The organism is Pantoea sp. B9002, assembly GCF_013385945.1.
GTDB lineage: Bacteria > Pseudomonadota > Gammaproteobacteria > Enterobacterales > Enterobacteriaceae > Pantoea.
Genome location: NZ_JACAPA010000047.1, coordinates 24,980 through 50,352 on the forward strand (window position 1 = coordinate 24,980; position 25,373 = coordinate 50,352).

The following is a 25,373-nucleotide window of genomic DNA, read 5'->3' on the forward strand; positions in this document are numbered from 1 at the left end:
TGAAGTGCGGCTGTGTTTAGGCGGACAGATGGTATGTCTGGAATGCCAGGTTGGGCAGTTGTTTTGAGAAGGTCGCCATTTATGGCGACCGAATAATGTAAAGGTGACTAAAGCTGCTCACTAATACGCCGATAACTCTTAGGAATAGTACACAACGAGGATTATTTTCATGCTAAATGGGATTGGCAGCAGCGTACTGAGAAATTTAATCGCATCGAATGCGGTGGTGACGCCAGCGGTGAACAACAAATCCGCGCAAAACGCTCTGACGGCGGAAGCGTCGACCAAAGTCACCTTCAGCGAGGCGAGTGACGCCATCGCTGCGATCTACAAAATCGAGCCCGCACAAGTTAAGAGTTCCGTCGATGTCACCAGCAGCCTGCAAGCGCAGCTCAACGGTGCCGCGCATGCCAGCGGCGTCGGCATGAACGGTCTAGGCAGCACCTTGTTGAGTAATCTGGCCAGTAATCGTGGCGACGTGACCTTAAGCGTGCCAGCGACGGAAGCGCTGAACGGTGCGCAAAGCAGCAGCCAAAGTGCGCTGGCGTTGACCATCACTACCCAATCTGGCGTGCAGGTGAGTTTGCAGATGACGCGTCAGCAAGGCGGCATGGTGGTGGAGCTGAAAACCAGCGGCGGCCAGCTGAGCAACGATGAAGCGGCGGCGATGGGGCAGCTATCCGCCGGTTTGCAGAAGGCGTTAGATGGCCTGGATGGCAGCACCACCAAACTCGATATCAGCGATCTGATGAAGTTCGATAGTTCCGTGTTGAAAAGCGTCGATTTGAAGACCGATCTGCGTAATGGCAATAATGTCACGCAGTCGCTGAACTTGCATGCCGACGATCAGGAGCGCTGGCTTGGCTTCCACAACGGCGATGTCAGCATTAAACTCGATACCGATGTCTCGAAACTGACGCAAGCGGGCAGCGTGGCACAGCAGGCGGCGGCGCTGGATCAGTGGAGCAGCAAATTTGATCAGGCAGCTTCACGTGGTCACGGCGATAGCGACATGCTGACGCTGTTTAAAGACAGCTTCCGCGCGCTCAATACCACCGAAGGCAAAGCGGCTGAAAGCATCAATACGCAGCGCGTGAAGTCGATTGATGCCAACGCGGCGAAGAACGGCGCGATCAGCGGACTGGCGGACTTCTCGGCGAGCTATCAGCAGACGCCGGTGTCCGGCAATCCGTATAAGCCGGAAGAGCAGGACACGTTCTCCCTGAACGTGGCGCAAAAAACCGCTGCGCAAACGCATGGTGATACCCAGGATTTGACCCAGCAAACGCTGTTTAAACTCAAGGCCAGCTTCCACACCGCGCTGGATTCTGCCTCAGCGGCGAAGGTGACTGAACAGAAGTCGTCGCAAAACTATAAGTATCATTTGATCGATGATGAAGAGCGCAGCCAGACGTCGGTGACGCAGAATAAGAAAGGGGATTTGACCGCGAATTATGCGCAGCAACTGACGCAAAATGAGACGGTGAAAACCTATCAGCTGGCGAAGTTGATCGATAGCGTGCAGATTCCGCATAGTGTGAAAAGTGAATCCACCCGAAGTTTCGCCGCCGCGCAATTTGATGCGCAATTAAATAATTAACATTCCGCGCCGCTATTAAACTTCGCACAGCACCGTAGCGGCGCAATTCATTGCGCGATAAATCGCGCCGCTACGGAATGTGCGGTGATGTGATGCGGTGCTTAACTGATCGGCATTACACAATAAATTGCGCCGCTACGAGTATGTGCAAACATCATTATTTGCGGAATTAAACTTTTCTTAGCGTTATTTGATCTTAAGAATTACTCGCCGCTTTTTTATACTCGCTAATTGCCCGCAGCGCCGCCGCTAGCCTGTTGTTGTGCTTAAATAAATCCATAGCTTAATAATGGCAACGCATTGCCGGATATAGCATAACCGCGCTATTTACTTGCTTTAACCCCGCTGATTATCATCGCTTTCAATCCGTTATTAATTCCACGGCCTGCTGAGTTTTTCAGTGCAGGCTTACTATTCGCTGTGCAGTAAAAGTGAAATCAGCTATGACGCAAAACAGTGACGAGATTATTAACCGTGCGGCGGTATTCAACAGCGATGAAGAAGCCATCGCCGCCGCACGCCATTTGGCCGAACAGGCGAAAGGCGGCGCAGTCGAGCGCGATCAACAGCGCATTTACCCCATCGCGCTGCTCAACCAGTTCACCGCATTAGGACTTGGCAGCATCAGCGTGCCGCGCGAATTTGGCGGCGCAGGGTTGTCGTACCAAACCATGGCCGAAGTGTTTCGGCTGATCTCCGCCAGCGATCCGTCGCTGGGGCAAATCCCGCAAAACCACTTTGGTCTGATCCAGTTCATCCTTGGCGAAGGTTCTGCGGCGCAACAGCAGCAGCTGCTGAACGCGGTGGTGCAGGGCAAGCGTCTGGGCAACGGCGGGCCGGAGAAAAACACCAAACACACGCGCGATGTGCAGGCGCAGCTGGTGACAACGTCACAAGGCGTGCAGCTCACCGGCGAGAAGTTCTACTCTACCGGCGCGCTGTTCGCCGACATTCTGGTCACCACGGCGATGCACGATCAGCAGCCGAAAATGGCCTTTATTCCGCTGCCGACGCCGGGCGTGGAGATTATCGATGACTGGTCCGGTATCGGCCAGCGCACTACCGCCAGCGGCACGGTGAAGCTGCAACAGGTTGTGGTTGATCCGGCGTTATTGATGTCGCTGCCCGCCGCTGAAAAACCGACGCTGCGCGGCGCAGTTTCTCAGCTCATTCAGGCGGCGATTGATGCGGGTATTGCGCAAGGCGCGCTGGATGAGGCGCTGGAGTTTGTGCGCAGCAGCTCGCGACCCTGGGTGGATGCCAATGTCAGCCGCAATGCTGACGATCCGTACATCCTCGCCGATGTGGGCCGCATCAGCACTGAACTGAGCGCCGCCAATGCGCTGCTGACGCGTGCTGCCCGCGTACTCGACAGCATCGATCAACAGGCGCTGACCGCCGAAAACTGCGCGCGCGCATCGATTGCGGTAGCCGAAGCCAAAGTGTTGACCACCGAAGTAGCACTGCGGGCCAGCGAGAAACTGCTGGAGTGGGGCGGCAGTCGCGGCACCTTGCTGCGCCACGGTCTTGATCGTCACTGGCGCAATGCGCGCACCCACACGCTGCACGATCCGGTGCGCTGGAAAACTCATGCCATCGGCAACTATTACCTCAATGATGCGCTGCCTGCGCGTCATGCGTGGATTTAAGGAGCAACCATGACGCAGGTATCGCCTAAACAGCGCGCGACGCGCATCACTCATGCCCAGCAGGCGTTGCAGGTCGCGCAGGAGCTGGCGGAACGTTTTCGTGCTGGTTCTGCCCAGCGCGACCGCGAACGTGAACTGCCGCACACCGAGTTACAGCAGCTGTTTCAATCCGGGCTCGGCGCCATCACCGTTCCGCGTGACTTTGGCGGCATTGAGATTTCTAGCGCCGAACTGGCAGAGATTTTCGTGCTTTTGAGCGCCGCCGACGGTTCGATTGGTCAGGTGCCGCAGAACCATTTTTACGCGCTGGAAGTGTTGCGCATCAACGGCAGCGAGGCGCAGAAACAGCGGCTCTACGCTGAAGTGCTGGATGGCGTGCATCACGGCAATGCGCTGGCGGAATTCAGTTCGCCCGCCGCGCATCAGCGTTCTACGGCGGTTTCGCAGCAGGCGGAAGGATTGCGCCTCAACGGCAACAAGTTTTACTGCACCGGCGCGCTGTATGCCGACCGCATTCCGACGCTGGCGATTGCCGATGATGGCAAAGAGCAGCTGGTGTTTGTGCCGCGCCATCAGCACGGCGTCAACGTGATTGATGACTGGAGCGGCTTTGGTCAGCGCACCACCGGCAGCGGCAGCGTGCAGTTCCGCGACGTGGCGATTGCGCCGGAAGATGTGGTGCCGTTCCAGACGGCGTTTGAGCATCCGAGCACCGTTGGACCATTCGCGCAGATAATGCATGCCGCTATCGATCAGGGCATTGCGCGGGCGGCGTTTGACGACATGCTCGATTTCCTGCGTCAGCGCGCGCGGCCGTGGCCGGACAGCGGCGTGGATCGTGCCAGCGACGATCCGCTGACGCTCGATCGTACCGGTCGTCTGGCCGCACGTTTGAGTGCAGGTGATGCGCTGCTGGCGATTGCGGGTGATGCGGTTGACGTGGCGCAGCGCGACCCCAGCGCTGAAAACGTGGCGCTGGCGTCGGTGGAAGTGGCGAAAGCGCGCGCCTGGACCACGGACGTGTCGCTCGAGGCCAGTAACTTGCTGTTTGAACTCGGCGGATCGCGTTCCAGCCTGCGCGAGCATAACTTCGACCGTCACTGGCGCAATGCGCGCACCCACACCTTGCACGATCCGGTGCGCTGGAAATATCCGGCAATCGGCAACTACCTGCTGAATGGCGTGTTGCCGCCGCGTCGGGGGACAATATGAGTCAAAAACAGATTCTGCTTAACGCCTTCAATATGAACTGCGTTGGGCACATTCATCACGGTATGTGGACGCATCCGCAGGATCGCTCGGTGGATTTCAACTCGCTGGATTACTGGCTAGATCTGGCGCGCTTGCTGGAGCGCGGGCTGTTTGATGGGCTGTTTATCGCCGATATTCTCGGCGTGTATGACGTCTATCAGCAAGGCATTGGCCTGACCGCCAAAGAGTCGATTCAGCTGCCGGTGAACGATCCGCTGATGCTGATTTCCGGCATGGCCAGCGTTACGCAGCATCTGGGTTTTGGCGTCACCGCCAACCTGAGTTATGAAGCGCCGTATCCGTTCGCGCGCCGCCTTTCCACGCTCGATCACCTGACCAAAGGGCGCATCGGCTGGAACATCGTTACCGGTTATCTTGATAGCGCCGCGCGTGCCATGGGCCAGCAACAGCTGCTGGCGCACGATCGCCGCTACGATCAGGCCGATGAGTTTCTCGATGTCACCTACAAGCTGTGGGAAGGCAGCTGGCAGGATGATGCGCTGGTGCAGGATAAAGCCAATCGCCAATACGCCGATGCCAATAAAATCCATGAAATCAATCATCAGGGCGAGTTCTATCAGGTGCAGGGTTATCACCTGAGCAGCCCGTCGCCGCAGCGCACGCCGCTGCTGTTCCAGGCCGGTTCCTCGGCGCGCGGCGTGCAGTTTGCCGGACGTCACGCCGAGTGCAGCTTTGTGAATGCCGCGTCACCGGCAGCGATGCGCGAGCAATCAACGCGCTTGCGTCAGGCGGCGGTGGAGGCCGGACGTCATCCTGACGATCTGCGCATCTTTATGGGCGTCAGCGTGATTGTCGCGCCCACCGAACGCGAAGCGCAGGAGAAGCATCAAAGCTACCTCGCATACGCCAGCCCGGAAGCCGGTATCGCGCATTTTTCCAGCTCGATTGGCCTGGATTTGGCGGCGTTCGAACTCGATGAGCCGATTCAGACCGGCGACACGCGCGCCATAGAATCGGTGAGCAAAGCCTTCAGCGGCTGGACGCGCCGTCGTTTGCTGGAGCAGCACGCGATGGGCAGCCGCTATCCGCTGATCGTCGGCAATCCGAGCCAGGTCGCGGATGCGCTGATTAAGTGGATCGATGAAGGCGATATCGACGGCTTTAACCTGACGCGCATCCTCAATCCACAAAGTTACCGCGATTTTATCGATCTGGTGGTGCCGGAATTACAGCAGCGCGGCCGCTTCAAGACCGCGTATCAGCCCGGTTCGCTTCGGCAGAAAATTTTTCAACAGCAGGACCGCTTGCCCGATCGCCATCCGGCGGCGCGCTGGCGCGACGGCGTTAACCTTCGTTAATTTAACCTCAGGGATCTGATATGAAAATTGCACGTCATTTTGCGCTGGCTGCCAGCGTCGCACTGCTGGCGTTTAGCGCCGTCGCCGCCGAAAACTACAGCGGACCACTGAAAGTCGGTACTACTGCGGCCTTTGCGCCGCCGCTGGAAACCGCGGTGGCCGAGGCGAAAAAACAGGGTTTGAACGTTGAGCTGGTGGAGTTCACCGACTGGACCGCGCCGAACGTCAGCGTGGAAAACGGCGATATCGATGTGAACCTTTTCCAGCACAAACCGTTCCTGGAGAACGCCAATCAGCAGGGCGGATTCCATCTGGTGCCGTTCGCGCCAGCGATCATTAACAATATCGGCCTCTATTCGAAGAAACATACCGCGATTGACCAGATTCCCGATGGCGGCACGGTGGCGATTGCCAACGATCCGATTAACGGCGCGCGCGGCCTGCTGCTGCTGCAAAAAGCTAAGCTGATTACCTTAAAACCGGGCGCGGGCCTCAAATCTACCGTGGATGATATTGTCAGCAATCCGAAGCATCTGAAGATTATCGAAGTGGAAGCGGTGCAGCTGTCGCGTTCGCTGGATGAAGTCGATTTAGCGCAGGGTTATCCGCACTATCTGCGCCTGTCGAAGACCATCGATCCGAACAATGCGCTGCTGTTTGATGGCCTGGAACATCCGGAATACGTGATTCAGTTCGTGATCCGCGACGGTCATCAGAACGATCCGCGCCTGGCGAAGTTCGTTGATATCTATCAGCATTCGCCGGTGGTGCGCGCCAAACTCGATGATTTCTACGGCAAGCTGTATCAGCCGGGCTGGAGCCAGTAAGCATGGTGAGCCTGACGCTACCCGGCGAGCGCGATGCGTTGCTGTCACCGACGGCCGAGACGGCAGGGAAAATTCACGTGCAGATTCGTGGCTTGAGTAAACGCTATCCCGATCAAACTCAGGATGCGCTGAAAGAGGTCGATCTGCAGGTTAAGCGCGGCGAGATTTTTGGCATCATTGGCCGCAGCGGGGCCGGTAAATCGACACTGATCCGCTGCCTCAATCGGCTGGAAAATCCTACGCGCGGTCAGGTGGTGATTGACGGTATCGATCTCGGCACGCTGAGCGATCGTCAGCTGGTGGATTGGCGACGCGGTACCGGCATGATTTTCCAGCACTTCAATTTGCTGTCGGCGAAAACGGTGCGCGAAAACATCGAGCTGCCGATGAAAGTGGCGGGCGTGCCTGCGGCAGAGCGGCGGCGCAAAGTGGATGAACTGCTGGCGCTGGTGGGCCTTGAGCAGCGCCAGCACGCGTGGCCGGCGCAATTGTCCGGCGGGCAGAAGCAGCGCGTCGGCATTGCACGCGCGCTGGTGCACGATCCGGAACTGCTGCTGTGTGATGAAGCCACCTCGGCGCTCGATCCGGAGACCACGCGCTCGATTCTGGCGCTGCTGAAGAAGATCAATCAGCAGCGCCACATCACCATTGTGCTGATTACCCATGAAATGGACGTGGTGCACGATCTCTGCCATCAGGTGGCGGTGATCGATCAGGGCGAAATCATTGAGCGCGGGCCGGTGTGGCAGGTGTATAGCGACCCGCAACAGGAGACCACGCGACAGCTGCTCAATCCGCAGTTCAGCGCGCTGCCGGATGCGATTCAACCGCTGCTGACGCCGACGCGCGAGAGTGGTGATTCGCGTCTGCTGGTGCGTTTGCGCTACACCGGACAAGGCGCGCAGCCGGATTTGGCGGCGCTAAGTGCGCGGGTTGGCGGGGAACTGACGTTAATTTATAGCGCGGTGGAGTGGGTGGACAGCAAACCGACCGGGCAAATGTTGCTGCTGCTCGATGCGCAGCATGACGCTGACGCCGCGCGGACGCGGTTAACCCCGATTGCGGACCAACTGGAGATTCCGGGCTATGTCACTGGCTATTGATCGTTTATGGATTGGGCTGCTGGATACGTTGCTGATGGTGGGCGTGTCGTCGCTGCTGGCGCTGGCGCTGGGCTTGCCGATGGCGGTGATTCTGGTGGTGACCGGACGCGGCGATCTGTTTCCCAGCCCGCTGCTGAATCGCGTGCTGGGCTGGGTGGTGAACTTGTTCCGCTCGATCCCGTTTTTGATTCTGATGGTGGCGCTGATTCCCTTTACCCGCTGGATCGTTGGCACCACCTACGGCGTGTGGGCGGCGGTGGTGCCGCTGACGCTGGCGGCGACGCCTTTCTTTGCGCGTATCGCTGAGGTGAGCCTGCGCGAAGTGGATAAAGGGCTGACCGAAGCGGCACAAGCGATGGGTTTTCATCGCTGGCATATTATCTGGCATGTGCTGCTGCCTGAAGCGCGGCCCGGCATTGTGAGCGGGTTTACCATTACGCTGGTGACGATGATTAACGCCTCGGCGATGGCCGGTGCAATTGGCGCGGGTGGCTTGGGCGATTTGGCGTATCGTTATGGTTATCAGCGTTTTGATATGCAGGTGATGCTGACGGTGATTGTGGTGCTGGTGGCGCTGGTGACGGTGCTGCAGTTTTTTGGCGACAGGTTATCGCGCCGGTTGAATCACCGTTGATATTAAGAAATGCGCAATAAATTGCGCCGCTACGGTATGTGTACAGGTTGGTAGCGGCGCGATTCATCGCGCTCTTTTGACCTTATGTTTCTATCTGATCTGTAATCCTTCTAACGCCGCCAGTAGCGCATCCACTTTAGGTAGTAACTGCTTGCGGCGCGGCCAAATCAGCGTTAAGGCCAGGCCGTCCGGCTGCTGCTCGGGCAGAATGATCTCCAGCTCGCCGCGCGCCAGCGGTTCACGTACCAGCCACGATGGCATCTGCGCTACGCCTAATCCGGCACACAGCGCCTGCATCTGCGCATCCACATCACCCAGCGCCATGCGGTGCGGCAGGTTGCGCCAGTGCGGATAGCCATCTTCCGTAGTAAACAGCCACGGTTTCGTGCTGCCATCGACGCGTTCATACATGATCGCCTGATGCTGCAACAATTCGGCTTCGCTGGTGGGCCGACCCACGCGCGCCAGATAATCGGGTGATGCGCAAAACACCATGCGTTCGCGGCCCATCTGGCGACAACCCAGCGAGGTGGGCAGATCCGGCGATCCACCAATCCGCACTGCAACATCAATCCCTTCATCGAACAGATCAATGAAGCGATCCGAAAAAGTCAGATTGAGCTCCACATCCGGATGCTGGTGGCAAAACGGAATCAGCAGCGGCATCACGCCGAGGCGTCCATAGGTGTTCGGCACCGCTAAACGCAAGCGCCCAGAAGGAATGGTGCGCTGCGCCGCCAGCACCGCTTCGGCTTCTGCCAGCTCCTCCATAATGCGCAAGCAGGTTTGGTAATAGGCGTTACCGGCATCGGTGAGTTTCAGGCTGCGGGTGGTGCGTTCCAGCAGCCGCGAACCAAGGCGGGTTTCCAGCCGCGTCACGCTTTTGCTCACCGCTGAACCGGTGAGATGCAGGCGCTCAGCGGCGGCGGCAAAGCTGCCGCTCTCGACGCTGGCAACAAAAGGAACGATATCTTTCAGGCGCTGATCGTGCATGGATTCGTGAACTCAGGTTGTGAATGCTGTGAATTAATGCCAGAGATGGGAATTAAATTCTCTATTAAACTCATCATTACTGAAACTGAGGAGAATTGAAATGCAAAAGCAGGCATTGATTGTAGGCATCAGCGGTGTGATTGGACGTGCGCTGGCGGAAAAATTGCAGCGCGAAGGTTGGCAGGTCAGCGGTTTATCGCGCGGACGTGGCGCAGTGCCGGAAGGTTGCCGCAGCCTGACCGCCGATCTGACGGATGCTGATGCGGTGCGTGCTGCGCTGGCAGAAGAGCAGCCGGATGCGCTGTTCTTTAGCGTCTGGTCGCGCCAGGAAAATGAGAAAGAGAATATCCGCGTCAATGGCGGCATGGTGCGTAACGTTATTGAAGCGCTGGGCGAGCGTCTGAATGGATCGCATGTGGCGCTGGTGACCGGCCTGAAGCATTACCTCGGCCCGTTCGAAGCCTATGGCAAAGGCGCAGTGCCGGTGACGCCATTCCGCGAAGAGCAGGGACGCCAGCCGGTCGAGAACTTCTATTACGCGCAGGAAGACGAAGTGTTTGCCGGTGCGGAGAAGTATGGCTATCGCTGGAGCGTGCATCGTCCGCACTCGATCGTTGGCTTTGCGCTGGGTAACGCGATGAATATGGGCCAGACGTTGGCGGTGTATGCCACGCTGTGCCGCGAGCAAGGTTTGCCGTTTATCTTCCCAGGTTCGCCAGAGCAGTGGAACGGTGTGTCTGATGTGACCGACGCCGGTCTACTGGCGGAACAGTTGTTGTGGGCCGCGACTGCGGCAGAAGCGGCCAATCAGGACTTCAACGCGGTGAACGGCGATGTGTTCCGCTGGAGCTGGTTGTGGCCACGTCTGGCGGCTTACTTCGGCGTGGAAGCGGCGGATTATCCGGCGCAGATGATGCCACTGGAAGGACGCATGCAGGATGCCGCCGAAGCGTGGCGCGAGGTGGCGGCGCGTTATCAGCTGCGTGAAGCGGACATCACTAAACTGGCATCCTGGTGGCATACCGACGCGGATTTGGGACGTCCGATGGAAGCGTTCACCGACATGAGCAAGAGCCGCAAAGCGGGCTTCACCGGTTATCGTTCAACGCTGGATTCATTTACGCAGTTATTTGATCGTCTGAAAGCGGAGAAAGTGATTCCGCAGTAAATATTGATTGAAACGGGCGGCTCGCATGGGCCGCTTTTGCATAATTAGGTTATAACTAATCACCGCCAGCTTTATTGTCGGTAACCTCATCGGAAATTAAATATAATGCCCCAGCATAAGTCATATTGATAAGCTCATGCTGAGGCAAGATAGAAAATTACTTTTTCTTATAAACGATGGCGGTACCATGTATTTTGTTATTGGTATTCGCGGAGGTTACGATAAAGATATCGCCGCCTTTTTCATCGGCCAATTTAGACAGTTCCTCTCTGGCGCTGGCGGGATCTGTTTCACCTGAGGTGGAAATATTTCCTACCTCTACATATTGATCTTTTACCTTTTCAAACTCTACTTTTGTCATCAGGTCTGCGGCGAGTGAGCTGAAAGATACAGAGCTTGCTAATAATACAAAAATTAACTTTTTCATACGTATCCTTGGATGAGGTAATTGATGGGGATGTAATTATATTGCTATTATTCTATAGTTTAGAAATAGCGTATTTACAATGTGAGTAAGCTGATTTTTAATCTTTTGTGTAGCCATATCACACCAAAAAATTAACTTAACCATTGCACTCTTTCACTCGACTCACTTCAACGTCACCCAACGTTTCCCCGCCAGCACCGTCATCGCCACAATCGTCGCTATTGCCGCCAGATGCATGACAAAATCCAGCGGATGCAGATGCACCGGATGGCAAAATGCCAGCAGCGTCACCGCCATGCAGGAGACGCCCAAGCCGGCCATCGCCAGGCTGCGCACCGGATGCAGTGCGCGGGTGCGGCGCAGGCTGGCAATCATCAGCACCATCATTGGCGTGCTGACCACCAGCAAAAAGGTAAAGCAGCGCGCGCTGTCATTGTCATGTTCGATCGGCACTTCACCGGGAATCTGGCTGATGCTCATGCCGAGCCACAGCAGGCCAATCGGCAGCAGCGCTTTCCAGCTGATACTGCGGCGTCCGGCGATGCTCATGCTGAAAGCGCTACGAATTGCCAGCGTGCCGAGCACAAAGGCCAGCACCAATTGCAAGATCGCCTGCAGCGCGCCGGGTTGCGCCCAGTCGGTGACACTGCGCTGCACCAAAAAGCTGGCGGCAATGCCGCTGGGCAATGCCAGCAGCAGCCAGGCGAAGACGCGCCTGCCGGTGGAACGCAGCGGTTTAACCGGCCGCATCTCGCGCCCGAGTTTTTCAATTAACAGGTCATGATCGGTCATGATTGGCTCCAAAGCGGCGCAGATTGGTCAGCGCGCGGTGCAGTAGCGATTTCACCGCGGCAACACTCAGATTGTTGTGCGCGGCTGCTTCCGTCAGGCTCATTTCGCGCAGATGCACATGTTCGACAATTTCGCGCTGACGCGAAGGCAGCTGGCGCAGATATCCGGCCAGCTCTTCCTGCGAGTCCTGCTGCGGTGCGTCTGGCGCACTGGCGGCTTCCGGCACGATATCGTCGTTAACTTCCCACTGCTGATGGCGGCCACGTCGCCGCAGCGCATCGATGGCGCGCGCCGAGATAATCGCCAGCAGCCAGGGTAAAAAAGGGTAGGCAGGATCATAGGTGTGACGCACCCGATGCACCGTTAGCAGCACATCCTGAATCACATCTTCTACCAGTGCATCGTCGGCGATCTGTTTGCGTGTTTGCGAACGAATCACCGGCACCAGCGCTTTCAGCAGTCGGGTATAGGCGAGCTGATCGCCCGCCTGCGCCTGTTCCATTAGCGCGGGCCAACCTTCGCGCGCGCTATCGCTTGTTTGCATAATCCGCCTTGTTGTTCTTACGCCTTCTTGCTCGCCTGGTTGAGCGCGTTCACCACAATACTCGGTGTCAGCACCTGCGGCAGCACTTTCGGCGGTCCGCCGTCGGCAGGGTAAACCAAATACATCGGTAATCCGCCCTGACCGAACTCACTCATGGTGTCATCCACGTCCGGGTTAAATTTAGTGGAATCTGCCACCATGTACAGCGTACCGGTTTTGGCGATGGCCTCTTTCACCGCCTGGGTTGAGAGCGAGGTTTTCTCATTCACCTGACAGGTGATGCACCAGGATGCGGTGAAATCGACAAAGATCGCTTTGCCGTGACCACGCTGCGCTTCAACCGCTTGCGGCGTCCATTTGGCTTTGGTCACTTCCGCCGTCAGCTGATCGCCCGCCAGGCCTGCGCCGGGTTTGATCAGCGTCGGCAGCGGGGCGATGACCGCGATAATCAGCAGCGTCGTGACGGCATACAGCACCTTGTGACTTTTACCGGCAAAGTGGCGATGTTGCGCCATACCGTACAACCAGCCGGCGAAGGCCACCACCACGGAAGCGGCCAGCAAGGTGGCCAGCGCCGCGCTTCCCGCCTGCTGCGCCAGCACCCATACCAGCCAGGCGTACGCGCCAAACATCGGGAACGCCAGACCGCGTTTCAGTACATCCATCCATGCACCGGGACGCGGCAGGAATTTCGCCAGCGCCGGGAACAGTGAAACTAGCGTGAACGGCGCGGCGAAGCCGATGGCCAGCGCAAAGAAGATCACTAAGGCGACGGCGGGCGGCTGCACTAACGCATAACCGATCGCGCTCGCCATAAATGGCGCTGCACAAGGCGTCGCGACGATAATTGCCAGTGCGCCGGTCATCGCCGAGCGCGTAAAGGCACCGCGACCGACATCTACCGAGCCCCCCACACGCTGGACCGATAAGCCCACTTCAAATACGCCGAGCAAGTTAAGCGCGGCAGCAAGGATCACCAGCGACAGCAAGGCGATCACCAGCGGCGATTGCAGCTGGAAGCCCCAGCCCACTGCTGCACCACCGGCACGCGCTGCCAGTAAGATGCCAGCCAGCGCCATCATGGTCACCACAACGCCGAGTAAAAAGCCCAACCCTTCGCGACGCGCGCTGGCGGCGTTATCGGTATGGCGCAACAGGCCGAGCGCTTTCAGCGAGATCACCGGAAACACGCAGGGCATTAAGTTCAGAATGATGCCGCCGATGAAGGCGGCCAGCAGGGCGGTTAACATCGCTGGCCTCTTTGCTTAGTTAGCTTGTGGGTGAGATGCGTCGTACTGCTTAACGGCGGCCAGCGCTTTCTCGATATGCGTGTCCGGGTTTCTGTCAGTGTAACTCAGCAGAATGTCGCCATCCGGCGCGATCACGTACGAGGTACGATCGGACAGGGTTTTGCCTTTCATCTGCATGGTGGTTTGATACTGCGCCGCCACTTTCGCACCCGGATCGGCGGCGACGGTGAATTTATCGCGGCACTCGAGTTTAGAGAAATCGCTGACCTGATCGGTATTGCCTGCGGTCACGCCAATCACCGTGGCACCCATTTTGCTGAAGCTGTCTGTGGCTTCAGCAAAATCGTGCGCTTCAATGGTACAGCCCGCGCTAAACGCCGCCGGGAAGAAATAGAGCACGACCGGACCTTTCTGCAGCGCCTTTTCCAGCGAGAAGGTCAACGGCTTACCGGCCAACGCGCCCTGCAGTTCGAAGTTCGGCGCTTTCGCGCCCACCGGCAATGCGGCACCGGCGTTGAAGGCGGAAAGACCCAGTGCTGCGGTCATGGTCAGGGTACAAACGAGGGATTTGATGCGTTTCATTTTCTGCTCCTGCGATGTGTGGGAGTTCCGATTTGGATGCCTCAGTAGTTCAGTTCGCTGGAGCAGGGAGGAAAGTTTCGGTGGGGGAAAATTATTTTTGCAGGCGCGCTAACATCTGCAAGCTGTTGTTAAAAAGTTGTTCACCGATATGCTGCGGAAAATCTTTGGGTAATGTTCGAGTCACTTGCTCAATCGCGCCCGCCATTTCAGCAATAAAGAAATCGATAATCTCAATCATTCGATTCTGATCAAAATTAACCAGCTTTGCCGTGGCTAAAAAATGGCGCGGGAAAATTTTATCAATTTGATTTTTTCGCCCTCTGCTGGCCTTCAAACTCATCGCCAGTTTCAGGTCGCGGATATTCAGGCCATTTCCGCCCATCGAGGTGAAGACAGAAATGATGTCGTAGAAAGGCGTGAGACGATAACTTCCGCCGCGTTCAATAAAAACAGAGAAATTTTTGGCATGACCATCCGTTGCGCCAATCAGCCACTGGAATACCTGGAATTTCATAAAGGCATAGCGATCTGCCAATGCATTACTGGATCCCATCAGGAATTGCATGATGTCGGCGATGCCGGGCCCACCGTCAGATTCATATTTGCGTGCTGACGGTAAGCCGAATGCCTGACACATGTCTTCCTGAGGTAAACGTAGCAATTGTGTCTGCTGGTGGTTCCAGCGCCGATCAAAGCGTTGCACGGCCAAAGCTTTCATCTTGCCAGCGTGAATGATGTTGGCATCGGGTACGGCAAATCCCAATTCTCTCGCCAACGCTAAGCAAAGGTACTCATTTTCGACACTTTCACGCATATCCAAAGTGGCAAAGGGTTGCTTAATTTCACCGATGGGCAGTTTGATGATGTGCGATGTGGGCGTTGCACCATGCGGAATGGCCCAGCCATCGTCCATTGCCAACAACGCTGTTTTCTCCTGAGCACCCGCTACGGAGATGCGGAAGTCTTGTTCTTCACTGATCATGCCCAACGGAATATCGGCCTGATAAGCCGATAGCACGCGTTCCAACTTCTCTTCATCCAGCCTTTCGAAATTCAATCCTAAATCAGCGGGTGTATTTTCCGGTGACAGCAGCATGACGGCACCGACGCTATCTTTGCCGATTTCACTCAGCAGATCGAAAGGCTGACGGGATTTCGCGTGATAACGCGCGACAATGCGATCGCGTACTAAAGGGCTGTCAGGGAGTAGATTATCAAAATAGTTGAGCACTGCGGCGGATGTGATCACCGGCAACTGTAATGGCAATGACAGAGATAAAGGCCTGGCAAGGCGATTGCTCAACCAGCTTGGGTCGTATTGGAAAGTATGCGCTCCGTTGGTATGGCGCGTGAGAATGCCTACGCGTTCGCCGTTCATCCAGGCAATCAGTTCCTGTTTCACCAGTCATTCTCCTGACCTATTACAGCTGATTGATCTTTTTCCTGCACGTCCATTTTTAGATCAAGTGACTGTAAGATTTTGAACAGAGTCGCGAGCGTGGTGAGGTCGGGATTGTTTTCAAAGTGAGATATGGTGGCTTGCTTAAGGCCGACTTTTTTTGCCAACTCACTTTGCGTCCACTGGTTTTTTTGGCGAATGAGCCTGACGTGATTAGCAAGTTGACGCGGACTATAAATCATCGTTTATTCTCATTTGGAATCAATGTGGAAGGCGGGATTATCCTTTTATGAGGATATTGATGACATTATCCGCTGTAGAGGATAATGTCAAATTTATCCTTTGCAGAGGATAAATATGCTTAACTCCATGTCGCCATAAATGGCGACCCTACGCAGTAGGTTGGATCCCCTGACAAAACAAACTCAACGTATGCTGAACAATGATTTCTCGCTGGTAAGCGGGATCGTTGGCAAAGCGGGTGAAAGGCACTAGCACCAGGCTGAGAATTGAGGTCATCAGCAGTTGTGGCTCCAGATCGGCGTTGAGTAAACCTTGCTGCTGCCAGCCTTCAATCAGTTTTTTCACCTCATCACGTTCGCCCTGACCAAAACGCTTTTTGATGTGCTGACCCAAACCGCCTTCACCTTGCATCACTTCCTGCATCCACAGCGGCGCGAACCAGTTGTATGTGGTAACGATATCCGCCACTTCGCGGATAAAGGCGCTGAACGTGGTGACGGGGTCGCGCGGGCCATCCATAAAGTGCGCCACCAAACGCTGGCGTAACGGCAAAAAACGCTCCTCAACCACGATATCCAGCAGCGATTCGCGTGACTGAAAATAGTAATTCAGCATTGCCGGACTGACGCCCGCTTTGCGCGCAATGGCGTTGAGTGAGGTTTCGCCAATGCCGTTTTCGGCATACAGCGCTAAGGTGATGTCGAGCAGACGTTCGCGCTGCTGCACATTGATCGCGCCACCGCGTGGACGGCCAGGACGGCGAGGTTTGGCGGCGTTGGCCATTTCGTCAGCAGGGACTTTTCGTGCGGTCATCTTTACTCGCTCACTTGATTCATGTCAGACTGCGATCAATATTAATTGGGTATTTAATTAATTTCAATTGGTGTCTGTTATGAAACCCCAAACACACGCGCCGCAGTCGGGCAGCGGGCAGGAGAATCCTCCTTCTGTCCGTTTACTGATGAGCGCTTTATTACTGGTAATGTTGCTGGCGGCGCTGGATCAAACCATCGTCTCCACGGCGTTGCCGACCATCGTCGGCGAACTGGGCGGGCTCGATCGCCTGTCGTGGATCGTCACCGCTTATATGCTGGCTTCGACGATTGTGGTGCCGCTGTACGGCAAGTTTGGCGACCTGTTTGGTCGTAAAACCGTGCTGCAGATCTCGGTGGTGCTGTTTTTAATTGGCTCGGCGCTGTGCGGCCTGGCGCAGAATATGGAGCAGCTGATTTTCACGCGTGCGTTGCAAGGGTTGGGCGGCGGCGGCTTGATGGTAGTGAGCATGGCGGCAGTCGCCGATGTGATTCCAGCGCAAGAACGCGGTAAATATCAGGGGCTGTTTGGCGGCGTATTTGGCCTGGCAACCGTCATCGGTCCGCTGCTCGGTGGTTTTATCGTGCAGCATGCGTCGTGGCGCTGGATCTTCTATATCAATCTGCCGTTGGGTTTGTTTGCGCTGGTGATCATCAACGCGGTGTTCAAGACCGATAACAAACGCAAGCCGCATGAGATTGATTATCCCGGTGCGGTGTTTCTCAGCCTGGCGCTGGTGGGCATTACGCTGTTTACCAGCGAAGGCGGCACGCTACGCGCATGGTCCGATCCGCTGTTGTGGTGCATTCTGGCGTTCGGTGTGATTGGCGTGATCGGCTTTATTTATGAAGAACGCCGCGCCTGGGAACCGATTATTCCGCTGTCGCTGTTCCGCAACCGTAGTTTTTCACTCGCCAGTTTAATGGCATTTATTGTCGGCATGTCGCTGTTCGGCAGCGTGACGTTTTTACCGCTCTATTTGCAGGTGGTGAAGGGCTCCACGCCGACCGAAGCCGGTTTGCAGCTGCTGCCGCTGATGGGCGGATTGCTGATCACTTCTATCGTCAGCGGACGCATTATTAGTCGCACCGGCAAATATCGCCTGTTCCCGATTGGTGGTACCTTGCTGGCGACTATCGGCATGGCGCTGCTGACCACGCTGACCATTGATGCGCCGCTGTGGCATATCTACCTGTTTGCCTGCGTGTTGGGCATGGGAATGGGCATGGTGATGCAAGTGCTGGTGCTGGCGGTGCAAAACACCGTGACGCCGGATCGCATCGGCGTCGCCACCTCGTCGGTCACGCTGTTCCGCTCGGTTGGCGGTTCGATTGGCGTGGCGCTGTTTGGCGCGGTGTTTAGTCAGGTGCTGAAATCGGGCCTGACCACGCTGGTGGAGCAGGGCAAAGAATTACCGCGTACGCTCGATCCTGAGGCGGTGCATCGTTTGCCGCATGATGTGCAGCAAGCCTATTTGCAGGTGTTTGGCGATGCAGTGCATTCAGCCTTTCAAATGGCGGCGGGCGTGATGCTGCTGGCCTTTGTGCTGTCGCTGTTTCTGCCTGAATCACCGCTGCGCAAGAAAGACGCAGCGGCTTAACGCGGTTATACCGCCGCGCGCTGCTGCAAGGTTTTTACCGCTTGCGCAGCGTCGCGGCCCAGTTCAGCCAAATCCAGTCCGGCAATCACATCATCCTGCACCAGCAGTTTTCCGGCACAAATCAGCGCTTTCAAACTGGCGCGTCCGCCGCTGGCCACCGGGCCAATAGCGGGATCGTGCAAACCAAAATAGCGCGGATCGTCGAGCCGATAGATGGCGATATCGGCAGCCATGCCAGGTGCAAGGCGGCCGGTGTTTAAGCCCAAAACCTGCGCGCCACCGGATGTGCCCCAACGCACCACATCTTCAATGCTGGCGGCATCGCCACCGCCTTCAAAGCTTCCACCGGCATAACGCGGCTGCGCCAGCATGCCTTTGCGTGCGCGCTGGAGCTGCCAGGCGGCGTGGGTTTCGCTTTGCATATCCGCCGCTTCATTCGAGGCCGCGCCATCGACGCCAATCGAGATCTTCACGCCCGCATGCTCCATCGCCACCAAATCGGCAATGCCGCTGCCGAGGCGCGCATTACTCTGCGGGCAGTGCGCGATACCGCTGCCAGCCGCGCCCAGCATGGCGATCTCTTCCGGCAGCAGTTTCACCAGATGCGCAAACCACACGTCATCGCCAATCCAGTCGTGTTCGGCGCAAAACTGCAGCGGCGTAATACCGAACTTCGCGCGTGCGGCATCGAGGTAATCAACGGTTTCCGACAGATGACTGTGCAGGCGGATACCGAGCTGACGCGCCAGGCGCGCACTTTCGCGCAGTTCCTGCGGCGTGGTGGAGTGCAGCGTGGTGGTCGGTGCCATCACGATGCGGCGCATCGCGTTATCCTGCGGCTGGTGATAGCGCGCCACCAGACGATCGACATCGTTCATCATGCTGCCGAAGCTTTCCGGGCGCAGCGCGGTGGGCAAGTCGCTCTCTAAGCCACGGCTTTGCGTAGCACCGCCGCGACACAGCACGAAGCGCACGCCCAGCTTGTCGGCTTCATCGAACAGGATTTCTGCGCCATCAAACGGCATATCAGGCCAGTAAAGATAGTGATGGTCGGCGATGGTGGTGCAGCCAGAACGCACCAGCTCGACCAGACCCACCCGCGCGGCGATGCGAAATGTCTGTTCATCGAAGGCACCACGAAAGCGATACGGCGTCGCGGCCAGCCAGCCGCCCAGGCTAAGATTCAGACCTTGCGGCTCGCCTTTCAGCAGCGATTGAAACAGATGATGATGGGTGTTCACCCAGCCGGGATAGACCACACAATCGCGGGCGTCGATCACGGTTTCATCGGCGACAGCGTCGAGTTCGCCCATCTCCGCAATCAGGCCATCGCGGATTCGAATATCGCGCGCGCTGCTACGCGGTTGCTGTTTATCGCCGGTCAGGATCGCGGCGCAGTGTTTTATCAACAGTTGGCTCATGAGCACCTCACTCCGCTTTCGCCGCGACAAACTGCGTGCTAAACGCGCTTTGCCAGTCGGTGGACGCTTTGAGTAAACCGGCGTTGACCATAAAGTCACGCGTTGCCTGCCAGCGTTTATCCGTCATCACGCCTAAGCCTTGCTGCGCGGCATCACCGCCGTCAATCAGGTGCAGCGCTTTCATTTGCGATACGCCGAAGGCGAGTATTGCGTCGGTCATCTGCGGGTTCTCTTTTTTGATCAGCGCATTACCGGCAGCCGGATTGGCGAGGTAGGATTTCCAGCCCTCCATCGATGCCGCAACAAAGCGCTTCATGACGTCCGGCTCTTTTTGCAGCAAATCGTCGCGCGTCACCAGAATGCCGCCGTACGCCGGATAGCCGTAATCGGCAAACAGATAGAACTTGCTGTCCGGCTGCACTTCTTTAATTTGCTGCACTTCGGAGGTGGCATACGCCTGCTGCGCGGTATTTTTGTCGGCGAGGAACGGTTGCATGTTGAAGGTGTAAGGGCGCGCCTGACCATCCTGCAGCTGATATTTGCCTTTCAGCCACGGCCACCAGCTGGCTTGTCCGCTGGCAGAAACCAGCACGGTTTTACCTTTCAGCTGATCCAGCGACTTCACATCGCCGTGGGTGACAATGCCTTGCGGATCAAACTGAAACGGCGCGGCGATGGCCTTCAGCGGGAAGTTGCGCTCAACGCCCTGCAGCACTTGCAGGTCGTAGCTGACGATGACATCAGCACGATTCGCCAGTAGCAGCGTCATGTTATTCAGCTGCGGGCCGCCGGAACGCACCTCAACATCCAGCCCGTATTTTTTATAGATGCCGGTGGCGAGCGCCTGGTAATAACCGCCTTGTTCAGCCTGTGCGACCCAAGTGGTTTGCAATACCAGTTTGTCGGCGGCGTGCGACAGTAGAGAGGTGCTCAGCAGAGCAGCGAATAAGGAGAAACGGAAACGCGACATTGTCATAAAACCCCCAATAAACGTTGAGTTTGTTGTCGTCATCAGGGGCGTAGCGGCGAAGGGCATGCTCACGATGCTTTGATAAAAGCATCGTCCCCTGACGAGGTACAGCTAATGCTGTAGAGCAATGTCCTGCGTGCATCGGGTGTCACGCTGACCGCTTATACTCAGTGGGGATTTAGCAAAGCGCATGCCATTCGTGTAACCCACTGAAAGTCATATATTTAAGCTTGATGATGCCGGGCGTTTGGTTCATTGACTGATCCGTTATGAGGCAAATCAACGCGTTTTGCACCGCCATTGTGCAGGCCGGATGCGGCAGATTCCCTAACATATTGATTTTATGACGCACGGCGAGCTGGCACAGCCTTTGCTTGGCTGAAACTGAGTAGAAGCTGTCAACCGTGGTTTCACCCGGTGGGTCATTGCTCGATCGCCTGCGGCATTCAGCAGGCGCGGGGATGACTGCCACGCTGCGGGCGGGTCATCCGTTATCGCTCAATAACGAGGTGCACCAATGGAAAAGACCACTTATGACATGCATGAACTGGCGAAAGAATCGCGTATGGGCGCGCGCGGGGTAGAAGCTGCTCGTGATGTGCGCATCATCGATCTGTCCGATTTCGACCAACGTAAAGCGGAAATAGCCGATCAGCTGTGGCAAGCCGCCACTGAGATTGGCTTTTTCCAGGTTTCCGGCCACGGTATTCCGCTCGACGACATTAATGCGGCTTTTGCCAACGCGCAGCGCTTTTTCGCGCTGCCGCAAAGTGACAAAGCGCGCCATCCGTTGAGCCGCAATGCCGGTTGGGAATATCGCGCGCAAATCCGTCCATCCACCGGCAAACCGGACCAAAAAGAGTCGTATCAGGTGACGCGTCCGCGTATGGAAGGCTTGTGGCCGGATGATGCCACTTTGCCGGGTTTCCAGCATGATGTACTGAAGTTCGAGCGTCAGTGCTGGGAAGTCGGCATGCGTTTGCTCTCCTGTTTTGCCCTGAAGCTGGGATTCCCTGACGATTTCTTTGCCAAAGCGCATGAGCCATCGCGCGAAACCTACCAAAGCACGCTGCGGATGCTGCACTACTTTGCCATCAGCGGCGAACCAGATGGCCCGTGGCGCGCCGGGGCGCACACCGATTTCGATTGCCTGACCTTGCTGTTCCAGCGTGATGGGCAGGGCGGTTTGCAGGTGTGTCCGGGCAAAGAGATGGAGGAGCAAATCTGGACGCCGATCCCGCCGCTGGAAGGCTTAATTACCTGTAATATCGGCGATATGTTGATGCGCTGGAGTGATGACAAGTTGCCATCGAATTTCCATCGCGTCAGCAATCCGCTGCCGGGGGAATCGGTGCCGGCACGCTACAGCCTGGCGTTTTTCTGCCAGGCTAACGAAGATGTGATTATTGAAGGACCGGAGAACAAATATCCGCCTATTTCCGCGAAGGATTATCTGGCGCAGCGTATTAGCGCCAATTTCTCTGGCAAGTATTAAACGTACAGCTGTAAGTCGAAATTGATGTCATTCTGTGCAGGAGCGAAAATATTCTCCTGCACAGAAAAAACGCAGCGCGGGAAATAGATTTTTAACTCAAATACAAGATGTTACCGTTGCGTAAACTTAGGTAAAAACAACCGGAAAATAAAAGATTTCACCGCGCGCCTATTTATTTCTGCAACTTTTTTACGGTATAAATCTCTAACCTCTGTCTCCCTCAGCGAAAACACCAACACATGATCAATTCTGCCGCCAGCAAAGTTATCGCCTGCCTGTTTCTTTTTACTCTGGCTGGTTGTTCTTCGAAGTCTTCGCACGCGCCTGCAGAGGAGAGCGTTGATACCTCGGCCGACGGTGGCAAGCAGCCCGATTTAATTCCGGTGATTGCGGCGTTGCACGATCAAATGCATTCATGGGAAGGGACCAAATATCAGTGGGGCGGCACGCAATTAACCGGCGTCGATTGCTCGGGATTTGTCTGGCGCACGCTGAAAGATCGTTTCAATATTCCGATGGATCGCGTCACCACCAAAGAGTTAATTGCCATGGGCAAACCGGTGGATCAGGCGCATTTGCAACCCGGTGATTTAGTGTTCTTCCGCATTAAACGTGAGCTGCACGTCGGCTTTTATGACACCGATCATCAGTTCCTGCACGCGTCGGTGAGTCAGGGCGTGATGCGCTCTTCGCTAAATAATCCGTACTGGAAATCGGTTTATTTAGAGGCGCGCCGTTTGCCGAAAGAACAGAATTCGCAGATCAGTTTCAATTATAAAAACAAGGTTTGATGGGTGCGCATTAATGCGCCGAAGTTTGAATGGGTCGCCATGAATGGCGACCCTACGAATAGTTAAAACTGATACGAAACGCTCATCGAAACACTGCGCGGCGCGCCATAAACATAGCTGTTCATGTAGCTGTAATATTCGCGATCAAACAGGTTATCGACGTTCGCCTGCACCGCCACCTGCTTCGTCACCTGATAGCGCGCAAACAGCGAAGCCAGCGGAATGCTGCCCTGATAAACGCGCACGGTATCGCCGCTGGCATTTGTGGCATCCTCAAATACGCGGTTCTGCCAGTTGATGCCGCCGCCGACCGTCAGATCTGGCAACATCGGTAGCTGATAACGGGTGAACAGCTTGAAGGAAGTTTGCGGCTGATAGCTGTTGAAACGTCCCTCTTTATCCCGCGCTACGTAGCGTGTAGCGCCGAACGTCAGCTGCAGATTATCCGTTAGCGCACCATTCAGCTCAAACTCCGCACCTTTACTGACCGCACCTTTGGCGGGCGCATAAGCCTGTTCGGTGCCGCTCAAGTAGACGCCATTAATCGCCTGACCCACGTTGTCCTGCTCAATACGGAATACCGCCACCGTCGCGGTTAATCGACCATCATACCAGGCCGATTTTAGGCCGGTTTCATAGCTTTTTCCGGTAACCGGCGACAGATATTTGCCGTTGATATCGCGATCGGTTTGCGGCAGGAAGATCGAGGTATAGCTGCCGTACGCCGACCAGCTATCGTTGATGTCGTACACCAAACCGGCATAAGGCGTGGTGTTATTGTTGGTCATGTCGCCGCTGCTGCCGTTGGTGCTCCACTGGGTATAGCGCGCACCAATAATCAACGACAGCGGATCGGCCAGCGAGAAGCGCGCGGCGGTGTAAGCGGATTTCTGGCGAATGGTATCGTCGGCATTCTGATACCAACCTTGCCACTGCGGCTCGGCAATGTTGCCGTTCCAGCTGTTATTGAAAATGCCCATATCGCTTGAGGCGATGTCATAGTTTTCCAGATCGGTAACGCCATCCTGGCTGTAAGTGGCGTTGTGCTGGCGGCTATAGCTCACGCCCGCCATTAACTGATGCTGACGACCTAACAGCTCAAACGGGCCGCTGGCGTAGCCATCGAACGAATCCATCTGACGTTTGCCGCGATCCATGCTGCCGTAACCGGTGGTGCCTTCGCCGCTGTCCTGATCGGCGCTGCCCATCACATACAGCAGCTTATCGTTGAAGGTGTTCTCGGCGTGCGTGCCGTTGACGTGGATGTTCCAGCCGTTATCGAAGTTATGATCGATGTCGGCGAACACTTTGCGCGAATTGGTGTTGTAGCGCGCCCAGTTGGCGGCGGTGTTGAGGCTGCGATCGTAATGCGTGGTGGCGTTATTGCTGTAGAACATCGGCAAGCCGCCCCACGTTGGATTGCCGGTGTTGGCATCTTCGTAGTCGTAGCCCAGCGACAGCGTGGTGTGCTCGGTGATGTCGGCATCAATCACGCCGTAGAGGAATTTTTTGGTTTTGTGGTAGCGATCGAGCCAGCTGTCTTCATCACTGTAACCGGTCACCACGCGGCCGCGCAGGCTGCCATCCTGATTCAGTGGCGCAGAGAGATCCGCAACATAACGCTGTTTATTCCAGCTGCCGTAACTGGCGCTGACCGTGCCGGTAAAGGTTTTGCTGTCGGCGTGTTTGCGTACCATGTTGATTGACGCTGACGGGCTGCCCGCGCCGGTCATCAATCCGGTGGCGCCGCGTACGATCTCAATACGATCGTAAATGGCGGTATCAGATGCGGCATCGCCGTAGTTCCAGGCGTCATTAACCGAGGTTGGGATGCCATCGAACGAGAAGTTGGTGACTTTAAAGCCGCGTGAATAGTATTCCGAGCGCTCGCTGTCGATCAGATTGGTCGAGATGCCGGTGGCGTTGGTCAGCACATCGTTCACCGATTGCAGGTTTTGATCCTGCATGCGCTGCTGCGTTACCACGCTCATCGATTGCGGCACATCGCGTGGCGTCAGCAACAATTTGGTGCCCGCTCGCGTGGTTTTTACCGCGTAATCCTGCTTTTCGTTGTTATCGCTGTCGCCGGTTGCGGATGCATCGACCACCAAATCCTGCTGCGCATCGCTTGCCGCCTGTGCCAGGGTTGGCGTAAGCAGCGCATGGATCGTCACCGCCAGCAGTGAGACGTTAAAGGTTTTCCTGATGCCAGACATAAAATTTCCTGTAGAAACTCGTGTTATAGGAAGCTGTTTTGCTTCGTTTTTTATCGTTTACGGTATGACTCATCCGCTGAAAAGGGCAGAAGAGCAGGCACGTAAACCGCCACTGCACATTTATTGAGAAAGCCAATGATAATCATTTGCTTTAAAGAATCTGCGGAAGGTTTCAACTGTAATTGTAATAATGTGTAAGTGGGCTATGAATCAATGGTTTAGGGGTGAAAATAACCTGTTAATTGCTAATGTTTTCATGTTTTTAAGGCGATATTTGGAAGTTTTA

Annotated in this window: 23 protein-coding genes; 11 read left to right on the forward strand and 12 right to left on the reverse strand. The window is 56.1% G+C overall.

The window, feature by feature from the left end; all coding sequences use genetic code 11:
- Positions 1–169 precede the first annotated feature (169 nt).
- The 7 genes from HX773_RS20760 (at position 170) to HX773_RS20790 (ending at position 8,383) form a co-directional block, all read left to right on the forward strand.
- On the forward strand, positions 170–1,600 hold the full coding sequence (locus HX773_RS20760; RefSeq protein ID WP_176973114.1) for a hypothetical protein: 1,431 nt from the start codon (positions 170–172) through the stop codon (positions 1,598–1,600).
- Between the two features lie 443 nt (positions 1,601–2,043).
- Positions 2,044–3,249, forward strand: a complete 1,206-nt coding sequence (locus tag HX773_RS20765) for an SfnB family sulfur acquisition oxidoreductase (RefSeq protein WP_176973115.1) — start codon at positions 2,044–2,046, stop codon at positions 3,247–3,249.
- 9 nt (positions 3,250–3,258) lie between these two features.
- Positions 3,259–4,461 carry an SfnB family sulfur acquisition oxidoreductase gene (locus tag HX773_RS20770; protein ID WP_176973116.1) on the forward strand — a complete coding sequence of 401 codons (1,203 nt, stop codon included), beginning with the start codon at positions 3,259–3,261 and terminating at the stop codon, positions 4,459–4,461.
- A complete protein-coding gene (locus tag HX773_RS20775; protein WP_176973117.1) occupies positions 4,458–5,819 on the forward strand; it encodes an LLM class flavin-dependent oxidoreductase in 1,362 nt (453 codons plus the stop codon). Before HX773_RS20770 ends, HX773_RS20775 begins: the two co-directional genes overlap by 4 nt.
- A gap of 20 nt (positions 5,820–5,839) precedes the next feature.
- The gene (locus HX773_RS20780; protein WP_176973118.1) at positions 5,840–6,646 is read left to right on the forward strand and encodes a MetQ/NlpA family ABC transporter substrate-binding protein; all 807 of its coding nucleotides are present in this window, start codon (positions 5,840–5,842) and stop codon (positions 6,644–6,646) included.
- A 2-nt stretch (positions 6,647–6,648) separates the two neighbouring features.
- Positions 6,649–7,749 (forward strand): methionine ABC transporter ATP-binding protein, encoded by a 1,101-nt coding sequence (locus HX773_RS20785; protein WP_176973119.1) that lies wholly within the window; start codon positions 6,649–6,651, stop codon positions 7,747–7,749.
- Positions 7,733–8,383, forward strand: a complete 651-nt coding sequence (locus HX773_RS20790; protein WP_061719142.1) for a methionine ABC transporter permease — start codon at positions 7,733–7,735, stop codon at positions 8,381–8,383. The genes HX773_RS20785 and HX773_RS20790 overlap by 17 nt, the downstream gene beginning before the upstream one ends.
- A gap of 90 nt (positions 8,384–8,473) precedes the next feature.
- Here the strand turns inward: HX773_RS20790 and HX773_RS20795 are convergent, their stop codons facing one another.
- Positions 8,474–9,376 (reverse strand): LysR family transcriptional regulator, encoded by a 903-nt coding sequence (locus tag HX773_RS20795; RefSeq protein ID WP_176973120.1) that lies wholly within the window; start codon positions 9,374–9,376, stop codon positions 8,474–8,476.
- A 100-nt stretch (positions 9,377–9,476) separates the two neighbouring features.
- Here HX773_RS20795 and HX773_RS20800 point away from each other — a divergent pair, with 100 nt between their 5' ends.
- On the forward strand, positions 9,477–10,544 hold the full coding sequence (locus HX773_RS20800) for an SDR family oxidoreductase (RefSeq protein WP_176973121.1): 1,068 nt from the start codon (positions 9,477–9,479) through the stop codon (positions 10,542–10,544).
- Between the two features lie 157 nt (positions 10,545–10,701).
- Here HX773_RS20800 and yahO read toward each other — a convergent pair whose 3' ends face one another.
- The 8 genes from yahO to HX773_RS20840 all read right to left on the reverse strand — a co-directional run bounded on the left by yahO (position 10,702) and on the right by HX773_RS20840 (position 16,594).
- Positions 10,702–10,971 (reverse strand): DUF1471 family periplasmic protein YahO, encoded by a 270-nt coding sequence (gene yahO / locus HX773_RS20805; RefSeq protein WP_176973122.1) that lies wholly within the window; start codon positions 10,969–10,971, stop codon positions 10,702–10,704.
- Between the two features lie 162 nt (positions 10,972–11,133).
- Positions 11,134–11,763 (reverse strand): NrsF family protein, encoded by a 630-nt coding sequence (locus tag HX773_RS20810; protein ID WP_176973123.1) that lies wholly within the window; start codon positions 11,761–11,763, stop codon positions 11,134–11,136.
- Positions 11,750–12,307 (reverse strand): sigma-70 family RNA polymerase sigma factor, encoded by a 558-nt coding sequence (locus tag HX773_RS20815; protein WP_176973124.1) that lies wholly within the window; start codon positions 12,305–12,307, stop codon positions 11,750–11,752. Before HX773_RS20815 ends, HX773_RS20810 begins: the two co-directional genes overlap by 14 nt.
- A gap of 17 nt (positions 12,308–12,324) precedes the next feature.
- A complete protein-coding gene (locus HX773_RS20820; protein ID WP_176973125.1) occupies positions 12,325–13,557 on the reverse strand; it encodes a protein-disulfide reductase DsbD in 1,233 nt (410 codons plus the stop codon).
- Between the two features lie 15 nt (positions 13,558–13,572).
- Positions 13,573–14,139 carry a peroxiredoxin gene (locus tag HX773_RS20825; RefSeq protein WP_176973126.1) on the reverse strand — a complete coding sequence of 189 codons (567 nt, stop codon included), beginning with the start codon at positions 14,137–14,139 and terminating at the stop codon, positions 13,573–13,575.
- 91 nt (positions 14,140–14,230) lie between these two features.
- A complete protein-coding gene (locus HX773_RS20830) occupies positions 14,231–15,544 on the reverse strand; it encodes a type II toxin-antitoxin system HipA family toxin (RefSeq protein ID WP_304623164.1) in 1,314 nt (437 codons plus the stop codon).
- A complete protein-coding gene (gene hipB / locus HX773_RS20835; RefSeq protein ID WP_176973127.1) occupies positions 15,538–15,780 on the reverse strand; it encodes a type II toxin-antitoxin system antitoxin HipB in 243 nt (80 codons plus the stop codon). Before hipB ends, HX773_RS20830 begins: the two co-directional genes overlap by 7 nt.
- 148 nt (positions 15,781–15,928) lie before the next feature.
- Positions 15,929–16,594 carry a TetR/AcrR family transcriptional regulator gene (locus HX773_RS20840; protein WP_176973128.1) on the reverse strand — a complete coding sequence of 222 codons (666 nt, stop codon included), beginning with the start codon at positions 16,592–16,594 and terminating at the stop codon, positions 15,929–15,931.
- 79 nt (positions 16,595–16,673) lie between these two features.
- On the opposite strand from HX773_RS20840, the gene HX773_RS20845 reads away from it, so the two are divergent.
- Positions 16,674–18,194: an MDR family MFS transporter gene (locus tag HX773_RS20845; RefSeq protein ID WP_176973129.1), complete on the forward strand. Its 1,521-nt coding sequence runs from the start codon at positions 16,674–16,676 to the stop codon at positions 18,192–18,194.
- A 5-nt stretch (positions 18,195–18,199) separates the two neighbouring features.
- Here the strand turns inward: HX773_RS20845 and HX773_RS20850 are convergent, their stop codons facing one another.
- Complete coding sequence (locus tag HX773_RS20850) at positions 18,200–19,615, reverse strand: amidohydrolase family protein (RefSeq protein WP_176973130.1); 1,416 nt, start codon at positions 19,613–19,615, stop codon at positions 18,200–18,202.
- 7 nt (positions 19,616–19,622) lie between these two features.
- A complete protein-coding gene (locus tag HX773_RS20855) occupies positions 19,623–20,591 on the reverse strand; it encodes an ABC transporter substrate-binding protein (protein ID WP_176973131.1) in 969 nt (322 codons plus the stop codon).
- Positions 20,592–21,102: 511 nt separating this feature from the next.
- Between HX773_RS20855 and HX773_RS20860 the strand changes: the two genes are divergently transcribed.
- Positions 21,103–22,080, forward strand: coding sequence for an isopenicillin N synthase family oxygenase (locus HX773_RS20860; RefSeq protein WP_176973132.1), 978 nt, complete (start codon positions 21,103–21,105; stop codon positions 22,078–22,080).
- A 239-nt stretch (positions 22,081–22,319) separates the two neighbouring features.
- Complete coding sequence (locus tag HX773_RS20865) at positions 22,320–22,871, forward strand: C40 family peptidase (RefSeq protein ID WP_176973133.1); 552 nt, start codon at positions 22,320–22,322, stop codon at positions 22,869–22,871.
- A gap of 62 nt (positions 22,872–22,933) precedes the next feature.
- On the opposite strand, the gene fhuE is transcribed toward HX773_RS20865, so the two are convergent.
- On the reverse strand, positions 22,934–25,087 hold the full coding sequence (gene fhuE / locus HX773_RS20870; protein ID WP_176973134.1) for a ferric-rhodotorulic acid/ferric-coprogen receptor FhuE: 2,154 nt from the start codon (positions 25,085–25,087) through the stop codon (positions 22,934–22,936).
- Between the last annotated feature and the right edge of the window lie 286 nt (positions 25,088–25,373).

What these genes read in the sequence shown, in the direction of transcription:
- HX773_RS20850 (WP_176973130.1), bottom strand. Translation starts at nt 19,615, where the DNA reads ATGAGCCAACTGTTGATAAAACACTGCGCCGCGATCCTGACCGGCGAT.
- HX773_RS20775 (WP_176973117.1), top strand. Translation starts at nt 4,458, where the DNA reads ATGAGTCAAAAACAGATTCTGCTTAACGCCTTCAATATGAACTGCGTT.
- yahO (WP_176973122.1), bottom strand. Translation starts at nt 10,971, where the DNA reads ATGAAAAAGTTAATTTTTGTATTATTAGCAAGCTCTGTATCTTTCAGC.
- HX773_RS20795 (WP_176973120.1), bottom strand. Translation starts at nt 9,376, where the DNA reads ATGCACGATCAGCGCCTGAAAGATATCGTTCCTTTTGTTGCCAGCGTC.
- HX773_RS20760 (WP_176973114.1), top strand. Translation starts at nt 170, where the DNA reads ATGCTAAATGGGATTGGCAGCAGCGTACTGAGAAATTTAATCGCATCG.
- HX773_RS20845 (WP_176973129.1), top strand. Translation starts at nt 16,674, where the DNA reads ATGAAACCCCAAACACACGCGCCGCAGTCGGGCAGCGGGCAGGAGAAT.
- hipB (WP_176973127.1), bottom strand. Translation starts at nt 15,780, where the DNA reads ATGATTTATAGTCCGCGTCAACTTGCTAATCACGTCAGGCTCATTCGC.
- HX773_RS20790 (WP_061719142.1), top strand. Translation starts at nt 7,733, where the DNA reads ATGTCACTGGCTATTGATCGTTTATGGATTGGGCTGCTGGATACGTTG.
- HX773_RS20815 (WP_176973124.1), bottom strand. Translation starts at nt 12,307, where the DNA reads ATGCAAACAAGCGATAGCGCGCGCGAAGGTTGGCCCGCGCTAATGGAA.
- HX773_RS20780 (WP_176973118.1), top strand. Translation starts at nt 5,840, where the DNA reads ATGAAAATTGCACGTCATTTTGCGCTGGCTGCCAGCGTCGCACTGCTG.
- HX773_RS20860 (WP_176973132.1), top strand. Translation starts at nt 21,103, where the DNA reads ATGGAAAAGACCACTTATGACATGCATGAACTGGCGAAAGAATCGCGT.
- HX773_RS20825 (WP_176973126.1), bottom strand. Translation starts at nt 14,139, where the DNA reads ATGAAACGCATCAAATCCCTCGTTTGTACCCTGACCATGACCGCAGCA.
- HX773_RS20765 (WP_176973115.1), top strand. Translation starts at nt 2,044, where the DNA reads ATGACGCAAAACAGTGACGAGATTATTAACCGTGCGGCGGTATTCAAC.
- HX773_RS20785 (WP_176973119.1), top strand. Translation starts at nt 6,649, where the DNA reads ATGGTGAGCCTGACGCTACCCGGCGAGCGCGATGCGTTGCTGTCACCG.
- HX773_RS20800 (WP_176973121.1), top strand. Translation starts at nt 9,477, where the DNA reads ATGCAAAAGCAGGCATTGATTGTAGGCATCAGCGGTGTGATTGGACGT.
- fhuE (WP_176973134.1), bottom strand. Translation starts at nt 25,087, where the DNA reads ATGTCTGGCATCAGGAAAACCTTTAACGTCTCACTGCTGGCGGTGACG.
- HX773_RS20810 (WP_176973123.1), bottom strand. Translation starts at nt 11,763, where the DNA reads ATGACCGATCATGACCTGTTAATTGAAAAACTCGGGCGCGAGATGCGG.
- HX773_RS20865 (WP_176973133.1), top strand. Translation starts at nt 22,320, where the DNA reads ATGATCAATTCTGCCGCCAGCAAAGTTATCGCCTGCCTGTTTCTTTTT.
- HX773_RS20840 (WP_176973128.1), bottom strand. Translation starts at nt 16,594, where the DNA reads ATGACCGCACGAAAAGTCCCTGCTGACGAAATGGCCAACGCCGCCAAA.
- HX773_RS20855 (WP_176973131.1), bottom strand. Translation starts at nt 20,591, where the DNA reads ATGACAATGTCGCGTTTCCGTTTCTCCTTATTCGCTGCTCTGCTGAGC.
- HX773_RS20820 (WP_176973125.1), bottom strand. Translation starts at nt 13,557, where the DNA reads ATGTTAACCGCCCTGCTGGCCGCCTTCATCGGCGGCATCATTCTGAAC.
- HX773_RS20770 (WP_176973116.1), top strand. Translation starts at nt 3,259, where the DNA reads ATGACGCAGGTATCGCCTAAACAGCGCGCGACGCGCATCACTCATGCC.